Origin of the sequence: Xanthobacter sediminis, from assembly GCF_043195015.1 — a bacterium.
GTDB lineage: Bacteria > Pseudomonadota > Alphaproteobacteria > Rhizobiales > Xanthobacteraceae > Xanthobacter.
The window spans coordinates 192,254-207,505 of the sequence record NZ_JBAFWH010000003.1; the positions used below are offsets into that span (position 1 = coordinate 192,254).

Annotated in this window: 9 protein-coding genes and 1 pseudogene; 8 read left to right on the forward strand and 2 right to left on the reverse strand. The window is 72.1% G+C overall.

The window, feature by feature from the left end; translation table 11 throughout:
• Nucleotides 1–49 precede the first annotated feature (49 nt).
• The gene (locus V5F61_RS04935; protein ID WP_393987656.1) at nt 50–1,096 is read left to right on the forward strand and encodes a patatin-like phospholipase family protein; all 1,047 of its coding nucleotides are present in this window, start codon (nt 50–52) and stop codon (nt 1,094–1,096) included.
• 266 nt (nt 1,097–1,362) lie between these two features.
• On the opposite strand, the gene V5F61_RS04940 is transcribed toward V5F61_RS04935, so the two are convergent.
• Entirely contained in the window at nt 1,363–1,893 is a 531-nt protein-coding gene (locus V5F61_RS04940; protein WP_393987655.1) for a hypothetical protein, read from the reverse strand.
• A gap of 175 nt (nt 1,894–2,068) precedes the next feature.
• Here V5F61_RS04940 and V5F61_RS04945 point away from each other — a divergent pair, with 175 nt between their 5' ends.
• From V5F61_RS04945 to V5F61_RS04955, 3 genes and pseudogenes are all read left to right on the forward strand, one after another.
• On the forward strand, nt 2,069–2,572 hold the full coding sequence (locus tag V5F61_RS04945) for an O-acetyl-ADP-ribose deacetylase (RefSeq protein WP_394104012.1): 504 nt from the start codon (nt 2,069–2,071) through the stop codon (nt 2,570–2,572).
• Nucleotides 2,535–3,245 (forward strand): annotated as a pseudogene (locus V5F61_RS04950) (RluA family pseudouridine synthase); the annotation flags it as partial. The gene V5F61_RS04945 and the pseudogene V5F61_RS04950, both read left to right, overlap by 38 nt.
• Nucleotides 3,246–3,539: 294 nt before the next feature.
• Nucleotides 3,540–6,227 (forward strand): TIGR02302 family protein, encoded by a 2,688-nt coding sequence (locus V5F61_RS04955; protein ID WP_393987653.1) that lies wholly within the window; start codon nt 3,540–3,542, stop codon nt 6,225–6,227.
• 559 nt (nt 6,228–6,786) lie between these two features.
• On the opposite strand, the gene V5F61_RS04960 is transcribed toward V5F61_RS04955, so the two are convergent.
• Entirely contained in the window at nt 6,787–9,627 is a 2,841-nt protein-coding gene (locus V5F61_RS04960; protein WP_393987652.1) for a ligase-associated DNA damage response DEXH box helicase, read from the reverse strand.
• 239 nt (nt 9,628–9,866) lie between these two features.
• Here V5F61_RS04960 and ftsW point away from each other — a divergent pair, with 239 nt between their 5' ends.
• The 4 genes from ftsW to V5F61_RS04980 all read left to right on the forward strand — a co-directional run bounded on the left by ftsW (nt 9,867) and on the right by V5F61_RS04980 (nt 15,228).
• Nucleotides 9,867–11,099, forward strand: coding sequence for a putative lipid II flippase FtsW (ftsW, locus tag V5F61_RS04965; RefSeq protein WP_393987651.1), 1,233 nt, complete (start codon nt 9,867–9,869; stop codon nt 11,097–11,099).
• Between the two features lie 154 nt (nt 11,100–11,253).
• Complete coding sequence (gene murG, locus V5F61_RS04970) at nt 11,254–12,381, forward strand: undecaprenyldiphospho-muramoylpentapeptide beta-N-acetylglucosaminyltransferase (RefSeq protein ID WP_393987650.1); 1,128 nt, start codon at nt 11,254–11,256, stop codon at nt 12,379–12,381.
• Nucleotides 12,378–13,790, forward strand: coding sequence for a UDP-N-acetylmuramate--L-alanine ligase (murC, locus tag V5F61_RS04975; protein WP_393987649.1), 1,413 nt, complete (start codon nt 12,378–12,380; stop codon nt 13,788–13,790). Before murG ends, murC begins: the two co-directional genes overlap by 4 nt.
• A 235-nt stretch (nt 13,791–14,025) precedes the next feature.
• Nucleotides 14,026–15,228, forward strand: a complete 1,203-nt coding sequence (locus V5F61_RS04980) for a GGDEF domain-containing protein (protein WP_393987648.1) — start codon at nt 14,026–14,028, stop codon at nt 15,226–15,228.
• The last annotated feature ends 24 nt before the right edge of the window (nt 15,229–15,252 follow it).

Here is a 15,252-nt window from a genome sequence, read left to right on the forward strand (position 1 = left end):
GGGTCCCGCACGGGCCTTCGGGGGCTTCATGCTGAGGAGGCGGTCACGGATGACCCGTCGCGACGGCGAACGAAAGACCATATCGCTCGCGCTCCAGGGGGGAGGCGCCCACGGCGCCTTCACCTGGGGCGTGCTCGACCGGCTGCTGCAGGACGAGCGCCTTGCCATCGCCGGCATTTCCGGCACCTCGGCCGGTGCCATGAATGCGGTGGTGCTCGCCAACGGCCTCGCCAAGGGCGACCCGGAGGAGGCGCGCCACGGCCTCACCCAGTTCTGGCGCGATGTCTCGCGCGACGGGCGCATGTCGCCGCTCCAGCGCACCACCTTCGACCGGCTCATGGGCAACTGGTCGCTGGCGCACAATCCCACCTACCTGGCGCTGGAAGTGGCCTCGCGCTTCTTCTCGCCTTATGATTTCAACCCGCTGAACATCAATCCCCTGCGCGAGATCATCGAGGCGCACGTGGATTTCGAGGCGCTCCGGTGCTCGCAGGTGAAGGTGTTCATCTCCGCCACCAACGTGCACACCGGCCGCGCCCGCATCTTCGGCCACGAGGAGATGACCGCCGATGCGGTGATGGCCTCGGCCTGCCTGCCCTTCCTGTTCCAGGCGGTGGAAATCGAGGGCGTGCCCTATTGGGACGGCGGCTACATGGGCAACCCGCCCCTCTTTCCGCTCTACGAGAAGGCGGATGCGGACGACATCCTGCTGGTGCAGATCAATCCCGTGGTGCGCAAGACCACGCCCCGCACCGCCGGGGAAATCCACAATCGCATCAACGAGATTACGTTCAACGCGTCGCTGCTGGCGCAGCTGCGCGCCATCGACCACGCCTCCAAGCTGATCGACCAGGGGCTCATCAGCCGCTGGACCCTGGGCGGCTCCAGCTTCCGGCGGGTGCGGCTGCACCGCATCGGCGGCGAGGACCAGCTCGCGGCGCTCGACGCCACCTCCAAGCTCAATGCGGAATGGAACTTCCTGCAGCACCTGCGGGACCTCGGCCGGGCCTCCGCCGAGGTGTTCCTCGACACCCATTTCGACGATCTGGGCCGCCGCTCGACCCTGGACCTGCGGCTGGAGCTGGCGGACGACTGAGGCCCTCGGCCCTGCTCCGCGTCTGCTGTCGGGCGGACTTGCCGGGGCGCATGAGGCCGCACGCCGCGCAAAGCGCGCGAGCCCGGGTGTGACGTCTCGCGCCGGGAAAATCCCGCGAGGCCTGTTTGGAAAAGGCCGACATGGCGCCACCCTGCCGGCGTCCGGGCCCCGCGGGCGTCCCGCCCCGGTGGGCGATCGCCGTCAATGGACGCCGAACGACTGAAACCACGGAGCGCAGGCGGCGCCGCCTGCGCTCCGTCGGCGGCTCAGGCGCCGCGCGAATCCTTCTTCGCCTGGGCCACGGCCACGAACTTCGTGACGCGTCCGGCCTCGCCCGCCCTCGAGCCGAAGCGGTCGATGCGGCGCTTGGCCTTGTTGGCCATCTCCTCGTGGGGGCGGGGCAGGGTGGCGGGGCGGGTGGCGCGCTTGGCGTCGCGCTTCAGCTCCAGGGCGCGGTGGGCGTTCTCCATCAGCGCGGCGCGGGCGGCTTCCGTCTGCCGGCGGGTGGCCTCGCGGCGGGCGCGGGTGAGCGCGTCGGTCAGCACGGAGGCCTTCTGGCGGTTGCCCGAATCGGCCTTCTCGAAGGTCACCTCGCCGCGGCCGCCCTTGCCGCGCAGGGCCCGGCGCTGGTTGTTGGCGATGGTGAGCGCCCGCTCCCGCCGCTCCCGCAGATGGGCGATGAGCCCATGCAGGTCGGCGTCCGACAGCGCCATCAGCTCCGGATGGCGGGCCTGGGCCACGAACTCCATCTCCGCGTCGGTGAGCAGTCGCCGTTCATTTTTCCGCGTATGCGCCATGATGGGTGCCTTGAGGTCTGAAAACAGCCTGAATGGCTATTACAAGGATTGTGAAGAGAGTACGACACACGCCCCATCGCGAGCGGCTTCCACCATGCCCTCCACCCCATCCTTACCCGGCCTCCCGCCGGCGTCCTCCGCCTTCCGCTGGCGCGACGCGCGCCTGGAGGTGCGCGTGGCCGACATCACGCGGCTCGATCTCGACGCCATCGTGAACGCGGCCAACTCCTCCCTGCTGGGCGGTGGGGGCGTGGACGGCGCCATCCACCGCGCGGCCGGCCCGCGGCTTCTCGCCTTCTGCCGCACCCTCGGTGGCTGCCCCACCGGAGAGGCGCGCATCACCCCCGGCTTCGACCTGCCGGCGCGGTGCATCATCCACACGGTGGGCCCGGTGTGGCGCGGCGGCGGGGCGGGGGAGGACGATCTGCTCTCCGCCTGCTATCGCGAGAGCCTCGCGCTGGCGGCGGGGGAGGGCTTGTCCTCAGTGGCCTTTCCCGCCATCTCCACGGGGGTGTACGGCTTTCCGCCGGAGCGCGCGGCGCCGCTGGCGGTGGCGGCGGTGCTCGACCACCTGGCCGGCGCCACCAGCGTCGCCCGCGTGGTGTTCTGCTGTTTTTCTCCTTCCGCCGCCGAGCTGCACCATGACGCCCTCGCCCGAAGCCGTGCCGAACCCCTCTGAGGCGGCGCTCCCCATTCTCCATCGCGACGCCATGATGCTCGTCATCGACAAGCCGTTCGGCCTGCCGGTGCATGCCGGCCCCAAGGGCGGCGAGACCCTTTCCGACCACCTCGACGCCCTGCGCTTCGGCCTGCCGCGGCGGCCGGAGCTGGCCCACCGCTTGGACAAGGACACCTCCGGCTGCCTGGTGCTGGGGCGCCACGCCAAGGCACTGGCGCTGCTGGGCAGGCTGTTCGCCGAGGGGCGGGTGGACAAGACCTATGTGGCCGTGACCCGCGGCGCCCCGGCGGCCGACGCCGGCCGCATCGACCAGCCGCTCGCCAAGCGCTCGCCCCACCGGGGCTGGTGGATGCAGGCGGTGCCCAAGGGAACCGCCGGCGCCCAGGAGGCGGTGACCGACTATCGGGTGCTCCGCCGGGGGGAGGGAATCGCCGTGGTGGCGCTCTCGCCGCTGACGGGACGCACCCACCAGCTGCGCGCCCACCTCGCGCACATCGGCGCGCCGATCCTGGGGGATGCCATCTATGGCGGCGCCTCGCGCCTGCCGGGCGGGCCGGGGCTGCACCTGCATTCCCGTCGCATCGTGGTGCCGCTGGCGCGGAAGGGGCCGCCGGTGGCCGTGAGCGCCCCGTTGCCGCCGCATATGTGCGAGACGCTGCGCGCCCTCGGGCTCTCACCGGAGGAAATCGGCCGGGCGGCGGATGCCGCGTTTGATATAGGTTCGGCGGATGCCGCGTTCGGGAATGGTCTGGCGGATGCGGCCTTTCCGGCGAAACCGTCGGGCCGCGTGCTCCTGGTTAACCCGGCGGATGCTCCCATCGGCGCAGATTCGGCGGAGGCTGCGGCGGGGGCGGAAGATGGCAGGCCCGCCACATGAAGGCCGGCGCTGGTGCGGGCGTGGCGGCGTGGTAAGCTCGCCGGGTTGCGGCCCGTTTCATGGCCTTCGGGCCCAAGCTGAGGAGTTGGCGTGAGCCCGGCGAAGCGGCCCCTGGACGGCACAGAGGAAGACCAAAGGCTCCCGGCCGAGGGCGAGCGAGCCGTCGGCGCGCGGCTGCTGCTGGCGCGCGCGGTGGAGCGAGCGCGCCTCGTGCTGCTGTGGGAGCGGGCGTGGCCGGGCCTTGCGGCGATGCTGGCCGTGCTGGCGGTGTTCCTCGCTCTCTCCTTCGTCGGGGTGTGGCAGGACCTGCCGGTGATCGGCCGCATGGTCGGCGTCGGCCTGTTCGTGCTCGCCTTTTCCGCCGCAGCCCTGCCGCTGGTGCGCCTGCGCGTGCCCGACGCGGCGGAGGCGCTGGCGCGGCTCGATGCGCGCAGCGCCCTCGCCCACCGCCCGGCCACCACCCTTTCCGACAGCCTCGCCACCCGGCCCGACGACCCCGTGGGCGCGGCCCTGTGGCGCGCCCACCTCGCGCGGGCGGTGAGCGCCGCCGGCCGACTGCGCGCCGGCCTGCCGGCGCCGGGCCTCGCGCGGCGTGATCCCTATGCCCTGCGCGCGCTGGCGCTGCTGGCGCTGTTCGCCACCGTGTTCATGGCGCCGGGCGAGCACCTCGCCCGCGTCCGCGCCGCCTTCGACTGGCGCGCCCTGACCCCGCCGGCGCCCTTCCGGCTCGACGCCTGGGTGGACCCGCCCGGCTACACCGGCCGCCCGCCCGTGGTGCTGCCCGGCCTGCGCTGGGATGAGCCCGCGTCCCTCAACGCCGTGGCGCTGCAGGTGCCCGCGGGCAGCGTGCTGGTGGTGCGCGGCGCGGGGGTGGACGTGTCCGCCCTGAAGCTGGAGGGCGGAATCGCCCCCGAGGCGCCGCCGGAGAAGGCCGCCGCCGGCAAGGACGAGGCCAAAATTTCGCCTGCCAAGACTGCGCCTGCGAAGACCGTGCCCGTGGATGGCGCCGAGCGGCGGTTCGTCATCCGCGGCACGGCGGATGCGAGCTTCACCGGGCCGGACCAGCGCCGGGTGATGTGGCATTTCAAGGTGGTGACCGACGAGGCGCCCGCCATCGCCTTCGCGAAGGAGCCGCAGGTCGGTCCGCGCAACGTGTTCCAGCTCGCCTACCGGGTCGAGGACGACTATGGCGTGAAGGAGGCGGATGCGCTGTTCGCCCCCCTGCCGCCCGAGCCGCCGCTGTTCCCGCGCCCCGGCGCCGCGCCGCGGCGCATGCCGGAGAAGCCGCTGGTGGCTCCGCCGGAGGTGAAGCTCGCGCTGCCGCCCGGCGGGCGCTCTGGCTCGGCGCAGACCACGAAGGATCTCCTGGCCCATCCCTGGGCCGGGGCCACCGTCAAGCTCACCCTGCGCGCCCGTGACGAGGCCGGCAACGAGGGCTTCAGCGACACCCGCAATGTGCGGCTGCCGGAGCGGCCCTTCACCAAGCCGCTCGCCCGCGCCCTCATCGACGAGCGGCGGCTGCTGGCGTTCGACGCGCGCAACCGCCGCCGTCTCGTGAGCGTGCTCACGGCCCTCACCGATTTCCCCGAGCAGTTCGCGCCGCCGGCGGGCGAGTACCTCGGCCTGCGCACCGCATTGATGCGAGCCAAGACCGCCCGCAACGACGACGACCTGCGCGCGCTGGTGGATTATCTCTGGGACATCGCGGTCGAGATCGAGGACGGCACGCTGAGCGAGGCCGAGCGTGCCCTCAAGGCCGCCCAGGAGGCCCTGCGCGAAGCTCTGGAGCGGGGCGCCGGCGACGAGGAGATCCAGCGTCTCACCCAGGATCTGCGCGCCGCCATGGACAAGATGATGCGCCAGCTTGCCCAGCAGGCGCAGCGCGACGGCGGCACCGATTCCCGCCCGCTCGACCCCAACACCCGCATCGTGCGGCCGCAGGACATCCAGCGCATGCTGGAGCAGATCGAGAACCTCGCCCGTTCCGGTAACCGCGAGGCGGCCCAGCAGCTCCTGAACGAGCTGCAGGCCATGATGGAGAACATGCGCCCCGGCAACCGCCAGGCCGGCCGGCAGGACGGCCAGCAGCAGAACGAGCTGGGCGGCATGATCCAGGAGCAGCAGCGCCTGCGCGACCGCACCTATCGCCAGGGCCGCGAGCAGGGTGAGCAGCAGGGCCAGCAAGGCCGGCAGGGCGGCCAGCAGAAAGGGCAGCAGGGGCAGCAGGGCCAGAACAATTTCGACGGTCTGAAGCAGGGCCAGCAGGAGCTGCGCCAGCGCCTGGGCAAGATGCTCGACGCCCTGCGCCAGTACCAGCAGGGGCAGCAGGGCCAGGGTGGCGAGGCCGGAGAGGAAGGCGGAAATACTCAGGCGGAAGCCCTCGACCGCGCCGGCGAGGCGCTGGGCCGGGCCGAGCAGGCCATGCGCGAGGCGGAGGAGGCGCTGGGGCGCGGCGAGGGCCAGCCCTCGCTCGATGCCCAGGGCCGCGCGCTGCAGTCCCTGCGCCAGGGCGCCCAGGCCCTGGCGGAAGGCCAGCGCGGCAACCAGGGCCAGCCCGGCCCCGGCGGCCCTGGCGAGGAGAGCGCCCAGCGCACCGATCCTCTCGGCCGCCCCCTGCGCAGTCAGGACTATGGCGACGACTTCACCGTGAAGGTGCCTGACGAGGTGGACGCCCAGCGCGCCCGCCGGGTGCTGGAGGAGCTGCGCCGCCGCCTGGAGCAGCCCGAGCGCCCACAGGTGGAACTCGACTATCTGGAGCGCCTGCTGAACGGGCTGTGACGGGGTGCGCCCGTCGCGCCGCCGGGAGGCTCTGGCGCCGTCTGGCGACCCCCGCGCCAGGGTGCCGCGGCTCTGCGGGGAACGATGAGTGAAGCGCGCGGCCCAGGATCCGGCGCCGTTCGCGGCGCGGCGCCCTCAGCGCGCTTCTGTGTTTCATTGAAACATGAAACCACTCTAAGTTTTGGTTCGTCGCCATTCTTTTCGCAGAACCGCATACACTTCCGCGGGAATTGCTCCAGCCCTGTCTTTTCTGGGAAGATGGGCACGCTGAGGTGCCGCCTGACTTGCGGAACCTGTTGGCCGTGATCCGGGTGGCGGCTTTTGTTGCCGAAGCGGTTTTCGGCCTTCTTGCTCCGCAAATCGTGTCCGCTCGCCCGGTGTCGGCGGCACGCCCGCGTCGGGCGGGATGGCCGGCGTGTGGCCCTGAGCGTCCGGAGCATTCCGGCCGCCTCTCCAGGTTCTCTCATCGCATACGCCGCCGGTCACCTCGGAAGTGCGGTCCGCGTGCGACGGGTATCGGTCGCGCTTCCGTTCGTCCCGATGCCGTCTGCGCCCGCCGTCAGTCCACCGCGACGCGCACCAGCTCCTCCTCGGCTTCCGCCAGCAGGGCCTCCTCCGCATCGCCGCCCACGCCTTCGCGGCCGATCTCCAGCAGCACGGGCACCGAGAGGGGCGACACCCGCGCGAGCGGCTGGTGCACGATGCGGCCGCGGATGCGCGCCAGCATGTCGGCGAGGCGCTTCACGTCCAGCAGGCCGGTGGCGGCATCCGCCCGCGCGGCGCGCAGGAGGATGTGGTCGCCCTGGTGGCGGCGCAGCACGTCGTAGACGAGATCGGTGGACATGGTGACCTGCCGCGCGCTCTTCTCCTTGCCGGGAAAACGGCGCTCGATGAGGCCGGCAATCACCGCGCAATAGCGGAAGGTGCGCTTCATCAGGCTGCTCTCGTCCAGCCATGCCTCCAGGTCGTCGCCCAGCATGTCCTCGTCGAACAAAGCGGCGAGGGAGAGCCGCCCCTGGCGGACGGCGAGGCCGATGTCGCCCACCGCATAGATGCCCAGGGCGTAGTCGTTGGCGGTGAAGCCGAGGGGCTTCAGCCCCGCCCGCTCCAGGCGGCGGGTCAGCAGCATGCCCAAGGTCTGGTGGGCGAGCCGGCCCTCGAACGGGTAGGTGACGAGGTAGTGCCGCGCGGCGCGCTCGAAGGTTTCCACCAGCAGGTCGTCGCGGCCGGGCAGGCGGGAGCGCGCCTGCTGCAGCTCCAGCCACTCGGCCACCTGGGGCGGCAGGCTCGCCCAGCGCGCGGGCGCCGAGAGGATGGCGCGCACCCCGGCGGCGAGGAAGGTGGAGAGGGGGAACTTGCCGCCCGCATAGGCCGGCACCTTCGGCGCGGCGGCGCTGGCGCGGGAGACATAGGCCTCGTCCTCCACCATGGCCTCGAAGCGCAGCACCTCGCCGGCGAACACGAAGGTGTCGCCCGCCACCAGGCTCTCGACGAAATATTCCTCCACCTCGCCCAGCACCCGCCCGCCCCACCGCACGCGGCCGGCGACGCCGGTCTTCGCCGCCCCGCGCGCCGAGACGAGGCGCACCCTGATCATGGGGCTTTCCACGATGGTGCCGATGTTGAGCCGGTAGGCCTGGGCCACCATGGGGTTCGCCACCCGCCACAGGCCGTCCCTGGTGCGGCGGATCTTGGCGAAGCGCTCGTAGGCCTTGAGCGCGTAGCCGCCGGTGGCGACGAAATCGAGCACGGCGTCGAAATCCGCGCGGGACAGGGCGCGGTAGGGCGCGGCGGTCACGACTTCCGCGAACAAAGCGTCGGCGTCGAACGGGGCGGCGCAGGCCATGCCCAGCACGTGCTGGGCCAGCACGTCGAGGGCGCCGGTGCGCTCGGGCGGGGTGTCCTGGGCGCCGGCGCGCACCGCCTCCAGCGCGGCGCGGCATTCCAGCACCTCGAACCGGTTGGCCGGCACCAGCACCGCGCGGGAGGGCTCATCGAGCCGGTGGTTGGCGCGGCCGATGCGCTGCATGAGCCGCGAGGACCCCTTGGGCGCGCCCACGTTGATGACGAGGTCCACATTGCCCCAGTCGATGCCGAGGTCGAGGGAGGAGGTGGCCACCACCGCCTTCAGCCGCCCTTCCGCCATGGCCGCCTCCACCCGGCGGCGCTGGTCCACGGCCAGGGAGCCGTGGTGGAGGGCGATGGGCAGGTTGTCGTCATTGATGCGCCAGAGTTCCTGGAACAGGAATTCCGCCTGCCGGCGCGTGTTCACGAACGCGAGGCTGAGCCCGCTGGCGCGGATGGTGGCGTAGATGTCCGGCACGGCGTGGAGCGCCATGTGGCTCGCCCAGGGCATGGGGGCGGCGGTGTCGAGCATGGCGATGTCCGGCGCCGCGCCGCCCTGCGCCACCACGAGGTCGGCGAGGGGGGAGCCATCCGGCGCGCTCGCGTCCTGCGGCACGAGATAGCGGCGCAGGTCGTCGGGCTCGGCCACGGTGGCGGAAAGGCCCACGCATTGCAGGCCCGGCGCGAGCGCCCGCAGCCGCGCCAGCGCCAGGGCCAGGAGGTCGCCGCGCTTGGAGGTGACGAGGGCGTGCAGCTCGTCCAGCACCACCCGCCGCAGGCCCGAGAACAGGGGCTCCGCATCCTTGGAGGCGAGGAGCAGGGAGATCTGCTCGGGCGTGGTGAGCAGGATATCCGGCGGGTCGCGCCGCTGGCGCTGGCGGCGGCTCGCGGGGGTGTCGCCGGTGCGGGTCTCCACGCGGATGGGAAGGCCCATCTCCGCCACGGGGACCTCCAGGTTGCGGGCGATGTCCACCGCCAGCGCCTTCAGCGGGGAGATGTAGAGCGTGTGCAGGGGCGAGACGCGCGGCTCCGCCGCCCAGCGGGCGAAGGGCGCGCCCGCGCCGTCCCCTTCGGTGGAGGGGGCGCTCGTCGTGGATATGTCCCACCTGCCGCGCGCCGCGTTCACCTCCCGCGCCGCTGCCGGGGCAGCGGGGGCGCCGGCTTCCGGCGTGGCATCCTGTGCCGCCGTGCGCTTCCGGGCGGCGCGGGCTCCTGTGGCGGGGCCGGCCGGCTCGATCGCCTGGGGATGCTCCGGCGGGACGGAGACGCTCGTCGCCGCCTCGCCTGGTTCCGGCGCCCGCGCGGTGCGGCCGGGCCGGCCCTCGGCCAGCTCCACCAAAGTGGGCAGGAAGCCGGCCAGCGTCTTGCCGGCGCCGGTGGGGGCGATGAGCAGCACCGAGCGGCCCGCCCGCGCGGCGGCGAGCAGGTCGAGCTGGTGGGTGCGCGGAGCCCAGCCGCGCGCGGCGAACCAGCGCCGGAAGGCTTCGGGCAGGGCGTCGGCGCCGGCGTGGGGCGCCCGGGCGGTTCTGGTGCTGCGGGCCACGCCCGGCAGCATAGAGCGCTTTCGAGCGAAGTGGGCACCGGCTCGCGTGAGGAAAACACGCCGGCCCGAAGATCTCGGGCACTTCTCCGATTCCGTGAAGGAGCGCTAAGCGGCCGGCGCGGGCGTGGCGGATTCACGACCGGGCCGGCGCGCCCGCGACGGAGGCCGGGCGTAGCCACCGGACATTAAGGGGCCGTCAACCGTCCCGGTCGCATGGTGCGGGAAATGTCCCGTGCCGGAGTAGCCGTCCCATGATGTCGCGTGCCGATCGCACCGTCCTGAGCGAATGGTGGTGGACGGTGGACCGGGGCCTGCTCGCGGGCCTGTTCGCCCTCATGGTGGTGGGCATTGTGCTGTGCCTCGCCGCGAGCCCGGCGGTGGCCGCGCGCCTCAACATCGCCGACCCCTTCCACTTCGTGAACCGGCAGGTGCTGTTCCTCATCCCCGCCGCGGTGGTGATGATCCTCACCTCGTTCATGACCCCCCGCGCCATCCGCCGGGTGTGCATGGTGGTGTTCGCGGTCTTCTTCGTGCTGCTGCTCGCGACCCTGGTGCTGGGCCCGGAGGTGAAGGGCGCCCGGCGCTGGCTCACCATCGCCGGCATCACCGTGCAGCCGTCTGAATTCATCAAGCCGGCCTTCGTCATCATCGCCGCATGGCTGTTCTCCGAGAGCGCCAAGCGGCCGGAGATGCCGGCCCAGCTCCTGGCCATCGGCCTGCTCGCGAGCGTGCTGGGGCCGCTGGTGAAGCAGCCGGACTTCGGCCAGAGCCTGCTCATCTCCCTGGTGTGGTCGGCGCTGTTCTTCCTCGCGGGCCTGCGGTGGATCTGGATGATCGGCCTCGTCGGCGTGGGCGCGGGCGGTGGCGCCATCGCCTACATGACCGTCTCCCACGTGCAGAAGCGCATCAACCGCTTCCTGAACCCGGAGTCGGGCGACACCTACCAGATCGACGCGGCGCTCAATTCCTTCCGCAACGGCGGCTGGTTCGGCCAGGGGCCGGGCGAGGGCACCATGAAGCGCCTCTTGCCTGACGGGCACACCGACTTCGTGTTCGCCGTGGCGGCGGAGGAGTTCGGCATCATCCTGTGCCTCATCATCCTCGCGCTGTTCGCCTTCATCATCCTGCGCGCGCTCACCCGCGCCATGAACGAGACCGATCCCTTCGCCCGCTTCGCCATCACCGGCCTCGCGCTGCTGTTCGGCCTGCAGGCGGCCATCAACATGGCGGTGAACGTGCATATCGCCCCCGCCAAAGGCATGACGCTGCCCTTCATCTCCTACGGCGGCTCCTCGCTCATCTCCCTGGCGTTCGGCATGGGCATGCTCATCGCCCTGTCGCGCAAACGGCCGGGGGCGGCGGCGCTCGCCGCCCTGTCCGAACCGAAGAGCGTGAACGGCCCGCAGGTGGCGGTGCCCAAGATGGCGCCGGCGAGCACCTTCGCCGACGATGCCGCGCCCGGCGCCGCCGCCCATCCGGCCTGACGCCGGCGCGGGGCGGCCGCCTTATTGACGTCCAACAATGGGCGTTGGGAGGCGGTCATGCCGTCGGCTCCGGTCTTGAATCGGCGCCGCGCGGGCCTTGGCACAGGGTCCCCTGCGGGGACATGCGCTTCACGACGCGCAACATGAGGGGGCCGTGACAGAGCTCGTTCTTCTCGCCGCCGGCGGCACCGGCGGGCATCTCTTCCCGGCCGAGGCGCTGGCCGCCGTGCTCACCGCGCGCGGCCTTCAGGTGGACCTCGCCACCGACGAGCGCGCCGCGCGCTATGCCGGCCACTTCCCCGCGCGCGAGCTGCACGTGCTGCCGGCCGATACCGTGCGCGGGCGCTCCCCGGTGGCGCTGGCGCGCACCGGGCTCGCCCTCGCCTCCGGCCTCATGCGCGGGCTCGCCCTGGTGCGGCGGCTGAAGCCGGCAGCGGTGGTGGGCTTCGGCGGCTACCCCACGGTGCCGCCGCTGCTCGCGGCCTCGCTGCTCGGCGTACCCACCGTGATCCACGAGGCCAATGGCGTGATGGGGCGGGCGAACCGCCTGCTGGCGCGCCGCGCCTCCGCCATCGCCACCGGCTTTCCCGGCCTCGCGAAGGCCGATCCCGCCCTCGCCGCCAAGGCGGTATGGACCGGCAACCCGCTGCGGCCGGCCGCCCTCGCCGCCGCCGCCGTGCCCTATGATCCGCCGCTGCCGGACGGGGCGCTGCGGGTGCTTGTGTTCGGCGGCAGCCAGGGCGCCCGCGTGATGTCCGAAGTGGTGCCGCAGGCGCTGGCCGCGCTGCCGGCGGAGGTGCGCGGGCGCATCCTCCTCACCCAGCAGGCGCGCGAGGAGGACCTTCCGCAGGTCGCCGCCGCCTATGACGCCCTCGGCCTGAATGCCGAGCTTGCCCCCTTTTTCGACGACCTGCCGGCGCGCATGGCGCGCGCCCATCTCGTCGTTTCCCGCTCCGGCGCAGGGACGGTGGCGGAGCTGGCCGCCATCGGCCGCCCGGCCATCCTGGTGCCGCTGCCCCATGCCCTGGACCAGGACCAGGCCGCCAACGCGCGTGCCCTCGCCGACATCGGCGGCGCGCTCGCGCTGCGGCAGGTGGAGTTCGACGCGGCGCGCCTCGCCGCCGAGCTCACCCGCCTCGCGGATGCGCCGGAAACGTTGACGCGCATGGCTGAACGCGCCAGAAGCGCCGGCGTGCTCGACGCTGCGGAACGCCTGGGCGATCTCGTGCAACATCTGGCCGGCGGGGGCGCGGCCGCAACCTTCCAAGGACAAATTCCATGAAGCTGCCGGAGCGCCTCGGCCCCATTCATTTCGTCGGCATCGGCGGCATCGGCATGAGCGGCATCGCCGAGGTCCTGAACAATCTCGGCTACACGGTGCAGGGCTCGGATGCGGCCGAGAACGCCAATGTGAAGCGCCTGCGCGCGCTGGGCGTGAAGGTGAGCGTGGGCCATGAGGCGGCCAACATCGACGGCGCCGCGGTGGTGGTGGTCTCCTCCGCCATCAAGCGCGACAATCCCGAGCTCGCCGCCGCCCGCGCCCGCCGCCTGCCGGTGGTGCGCCGCGCCGAGATGCTGGCCGAGCTGATGCGCCTGAAGAGCTGCGTCTCCATCGCCGGCACCCACGGCAAGACCACCACCACCTCGCTGGTGGCCACCCTGCTCGATGCCGGCGGTTTCGACCCCACCGTCATCAACGGCGGCATCATCAACGCCTACGGCACCAACGCCCGCTGGGGCGACGGCGCATGGATGGTGGTGGAGGCCGACGAAAGCGACGGCACCTTCCTGAAGCTGCCGACCGAGGTCGCCATCGTCACCAACGTCGACCCCGAGCACCTCGACCACTTCAAGACCTTCGACAAGGTGCAGGAGGCGTTCGAGAGCTTCGTGGAGAACCTGCCCTTCTACGGCTTCGCGGTGATGTGCATCGACCACCCGGTGGTGCAGGCTTTGGTGGGCCGCATCGAGGACCGGCGCGTCATCACCTACGGCGAGAATCCGCAGGCCGACGTGCGCCTCGTGGACGTGGACCTGAAGGGCGGCATCACCAAGTTCGGCGTCGTGTTCCGCGACCGCTCGGGCGCCGTGACCCATGAGATCACCGGCCTCAGGCTGCCCATGCCGGGCAAGCACAATGCGCTCAACGCCACCGCCGCCATTGCGGTTGCCCGCGAGCTCGGCGTGAGCGACGAGAAGATCGTGGAGGCCATCGCCGGCTTCGGCGGCGTCAAGCGGCGCTTCACCCGCACCGGCGAATGGAATGGCGTCACCATCTTCGACGACTACGGCCACCATCCCGTGGAGATCGCCGCAGTGCTGCGTGCCGCGCGCGGGGCGAGCGAGGGGCAGGTGATCGCGGTGGTGCAGCCGCACCGCTACTCGCGCCTGCAATCCCTGTTCGACGAATTCTGCACCTGCTTCAACGATGCCGACCATGTCATCGTGGCGCCGGTCTATGCCGCCGGCGAGGCGCCCATCGCGGGGGTGGACCGCGACCATCTGGTGGAGGGTCTCGTCGCCCACGGCCATCGCAGCGTCACCGCCCTCGAGGGGCCGGAGGCGCTGGCCGGCATCGTCGCCGGCCTCGCCAGGCCGGGCGACTATGTGGTGTGCCTCGGCGCCGGCTCCATCAGCGGCTGGGCCTATGCCCTGCCCGGCGAGCTGAACGGGCTGAAGCCCGCCGCCTGAGCCGCCTTCGGGCGCCCTCCACGGAGAGCGCCCTCTCCCCTCTGAGCGGCCCTGCGCCCTCCGTGGAGCGCTCCCGCATTGACGCACCGCAAGCTCCCGATTGGGATATTTGCCGAAGGCGAAGCTTGGCTTTTACCGCTATGATGCGCCAAGAATGTCGTGGCGGTTGGCCAGGCTGTTCTTGGCCTCTGCGCTGTTCCCGGCCCTTGCTTTGGCCGGAAGCTCAGCGCGCGGTATGCGGGTGCGGCAGGTGTTCCTGTTCGACTATTTTGCCCCCTTTGACCTGCGGACTTTGTTCCGGCTCATCTTCATCACGGATGTCGTCGTCTGCATCATGCTGCTCTCCTATGGGGAGCGCGGTCGCCAGCGGCATCTGATCCACCGCTTCGTGGCGGCGCGCAGCCTGCATGCGCTGGGCTGCCTGCTCATCGGCTCGCGCGGGGAAGTCCCGGCATGGCTCTCCATCAACGTCGCCAATGTGTTGGTGTATTTCGGCTTCGCCATCGAGCTCGCGGCCATCGTGAGCCTCAGGGCGCGCTCGCGGTGGCTCGCGCCCGCCCTTCTGTGCGCGGCGGGGGCGGGCAGCATCGCCGTCAACCTTCCCGGCGCGTCGCCGGGAACGCTCGTCGGCGTCGCCGGCCTCACCGTGGCTGCGCTGTTCGGCCCGGCGGCGGTCCTGCTTGGGTCGCCGCGCGTGGCCTCGCGGCTGCAGCGGGCCATGGCGGCCTTCTGCGCGGTGGTCGCGGTGTCCTTCCTCATGCGGGCCTATGCCGGCTTCATCGAGGGGCGCTCGGTGCTCGACAAGGACCTGGCGCAGATGTTCGGCCTGATCGTCATGTACTGCTACGCGGTGGCGGGTGGCGTGGGCTTCCTGCTGCTGCTGAAAGAGGATGACGAGGTGAGCCTGCGCCGCGCGGCCACCACCGACCATCTCACCGGCATCCTGAACCGGCGCGCCTTCTTCGAGGCCGCCCGCGCGGCCCTCGCCGCCGCCGCGCGGAGCGAGCGACCGCTGGCCCTGCTCCTGGTCGACGTGGACCACTTCAAGCGCGTCAACGACACCTATGGCCATCCGACCGGGGACCGGGTGCTGCAGGCGCTGGCGGCAGCGGTGGGCGCCCGCGCCCGGCGCGGCGACATCTTCGGCCGCCTGGGCGGGGAGGAGTTCGCCTTGCTGCTGCCGCAGGCGGCGAGCCCGCGTGACGCGCTGGCGGCGGCAGAGCGCATCCGCCTCGCGGCGCGCGAGGTCGCGGTCGCGGATGCGCCGGGGATGAGCTGCTCCATCTCCATCGGCTGCGCGGTAGCGCTGCCGGCCGGGCCGGAGGATCTCGACCGGCTGATGCGCCAGTGCGACGACGCCCTTTATGCCGCCAAGCGCGGGGGGCGCGACCGCGTGAGCGTGGCCGAGCCCGCCGCCGCGCAGCGGGACGCCGTGTGACGGTCCTTGCGCCGTGACGGGGAT

Coding starts and splice junctions, on each gene's coding strand:
- V5F61_RS04935 (WP_393987656.1), top strand. CDS start 50: ATGACCCGTCGCGACGGCGAACGAAAGACCATATCGCTCGCGCTCCAG.
- V5F61_RS04940 (WP_393987655.1), bottom strand. CDS start 1,893: ATGGCGCATACGCGGAAAAATGAACGGCGACTGCTCACCGACGCGGAG.
- V5F61_RS04960 (WP_393987652.1), bottom strand. CDS start 9,627: ATGCTGCCGGGCGTGGCCCGCAGCACCAGAACCGCCCGGGCGCCCCAC.
- ftsW (WP_393987651.1), top strand. CDS start 9,867: ATGATGTCGCGTGCCGATCGCACCGTCCTGAGCGAATGGTGGTGGACG.
- murC (WP_393987649.1), top strand. CDS start 12,378: ATGAAGCTGCCGGAGCGCCTCGGCCCCATTCATTTCGTCGGCATCGGC.
- V5F61_RS04980 (WP_393987648.1), top strand. CDS start 14,026: ATGCGGGTGCGGCAGGTGTTCCTGTTCGACTATTTTGCCCCCTTTGAC.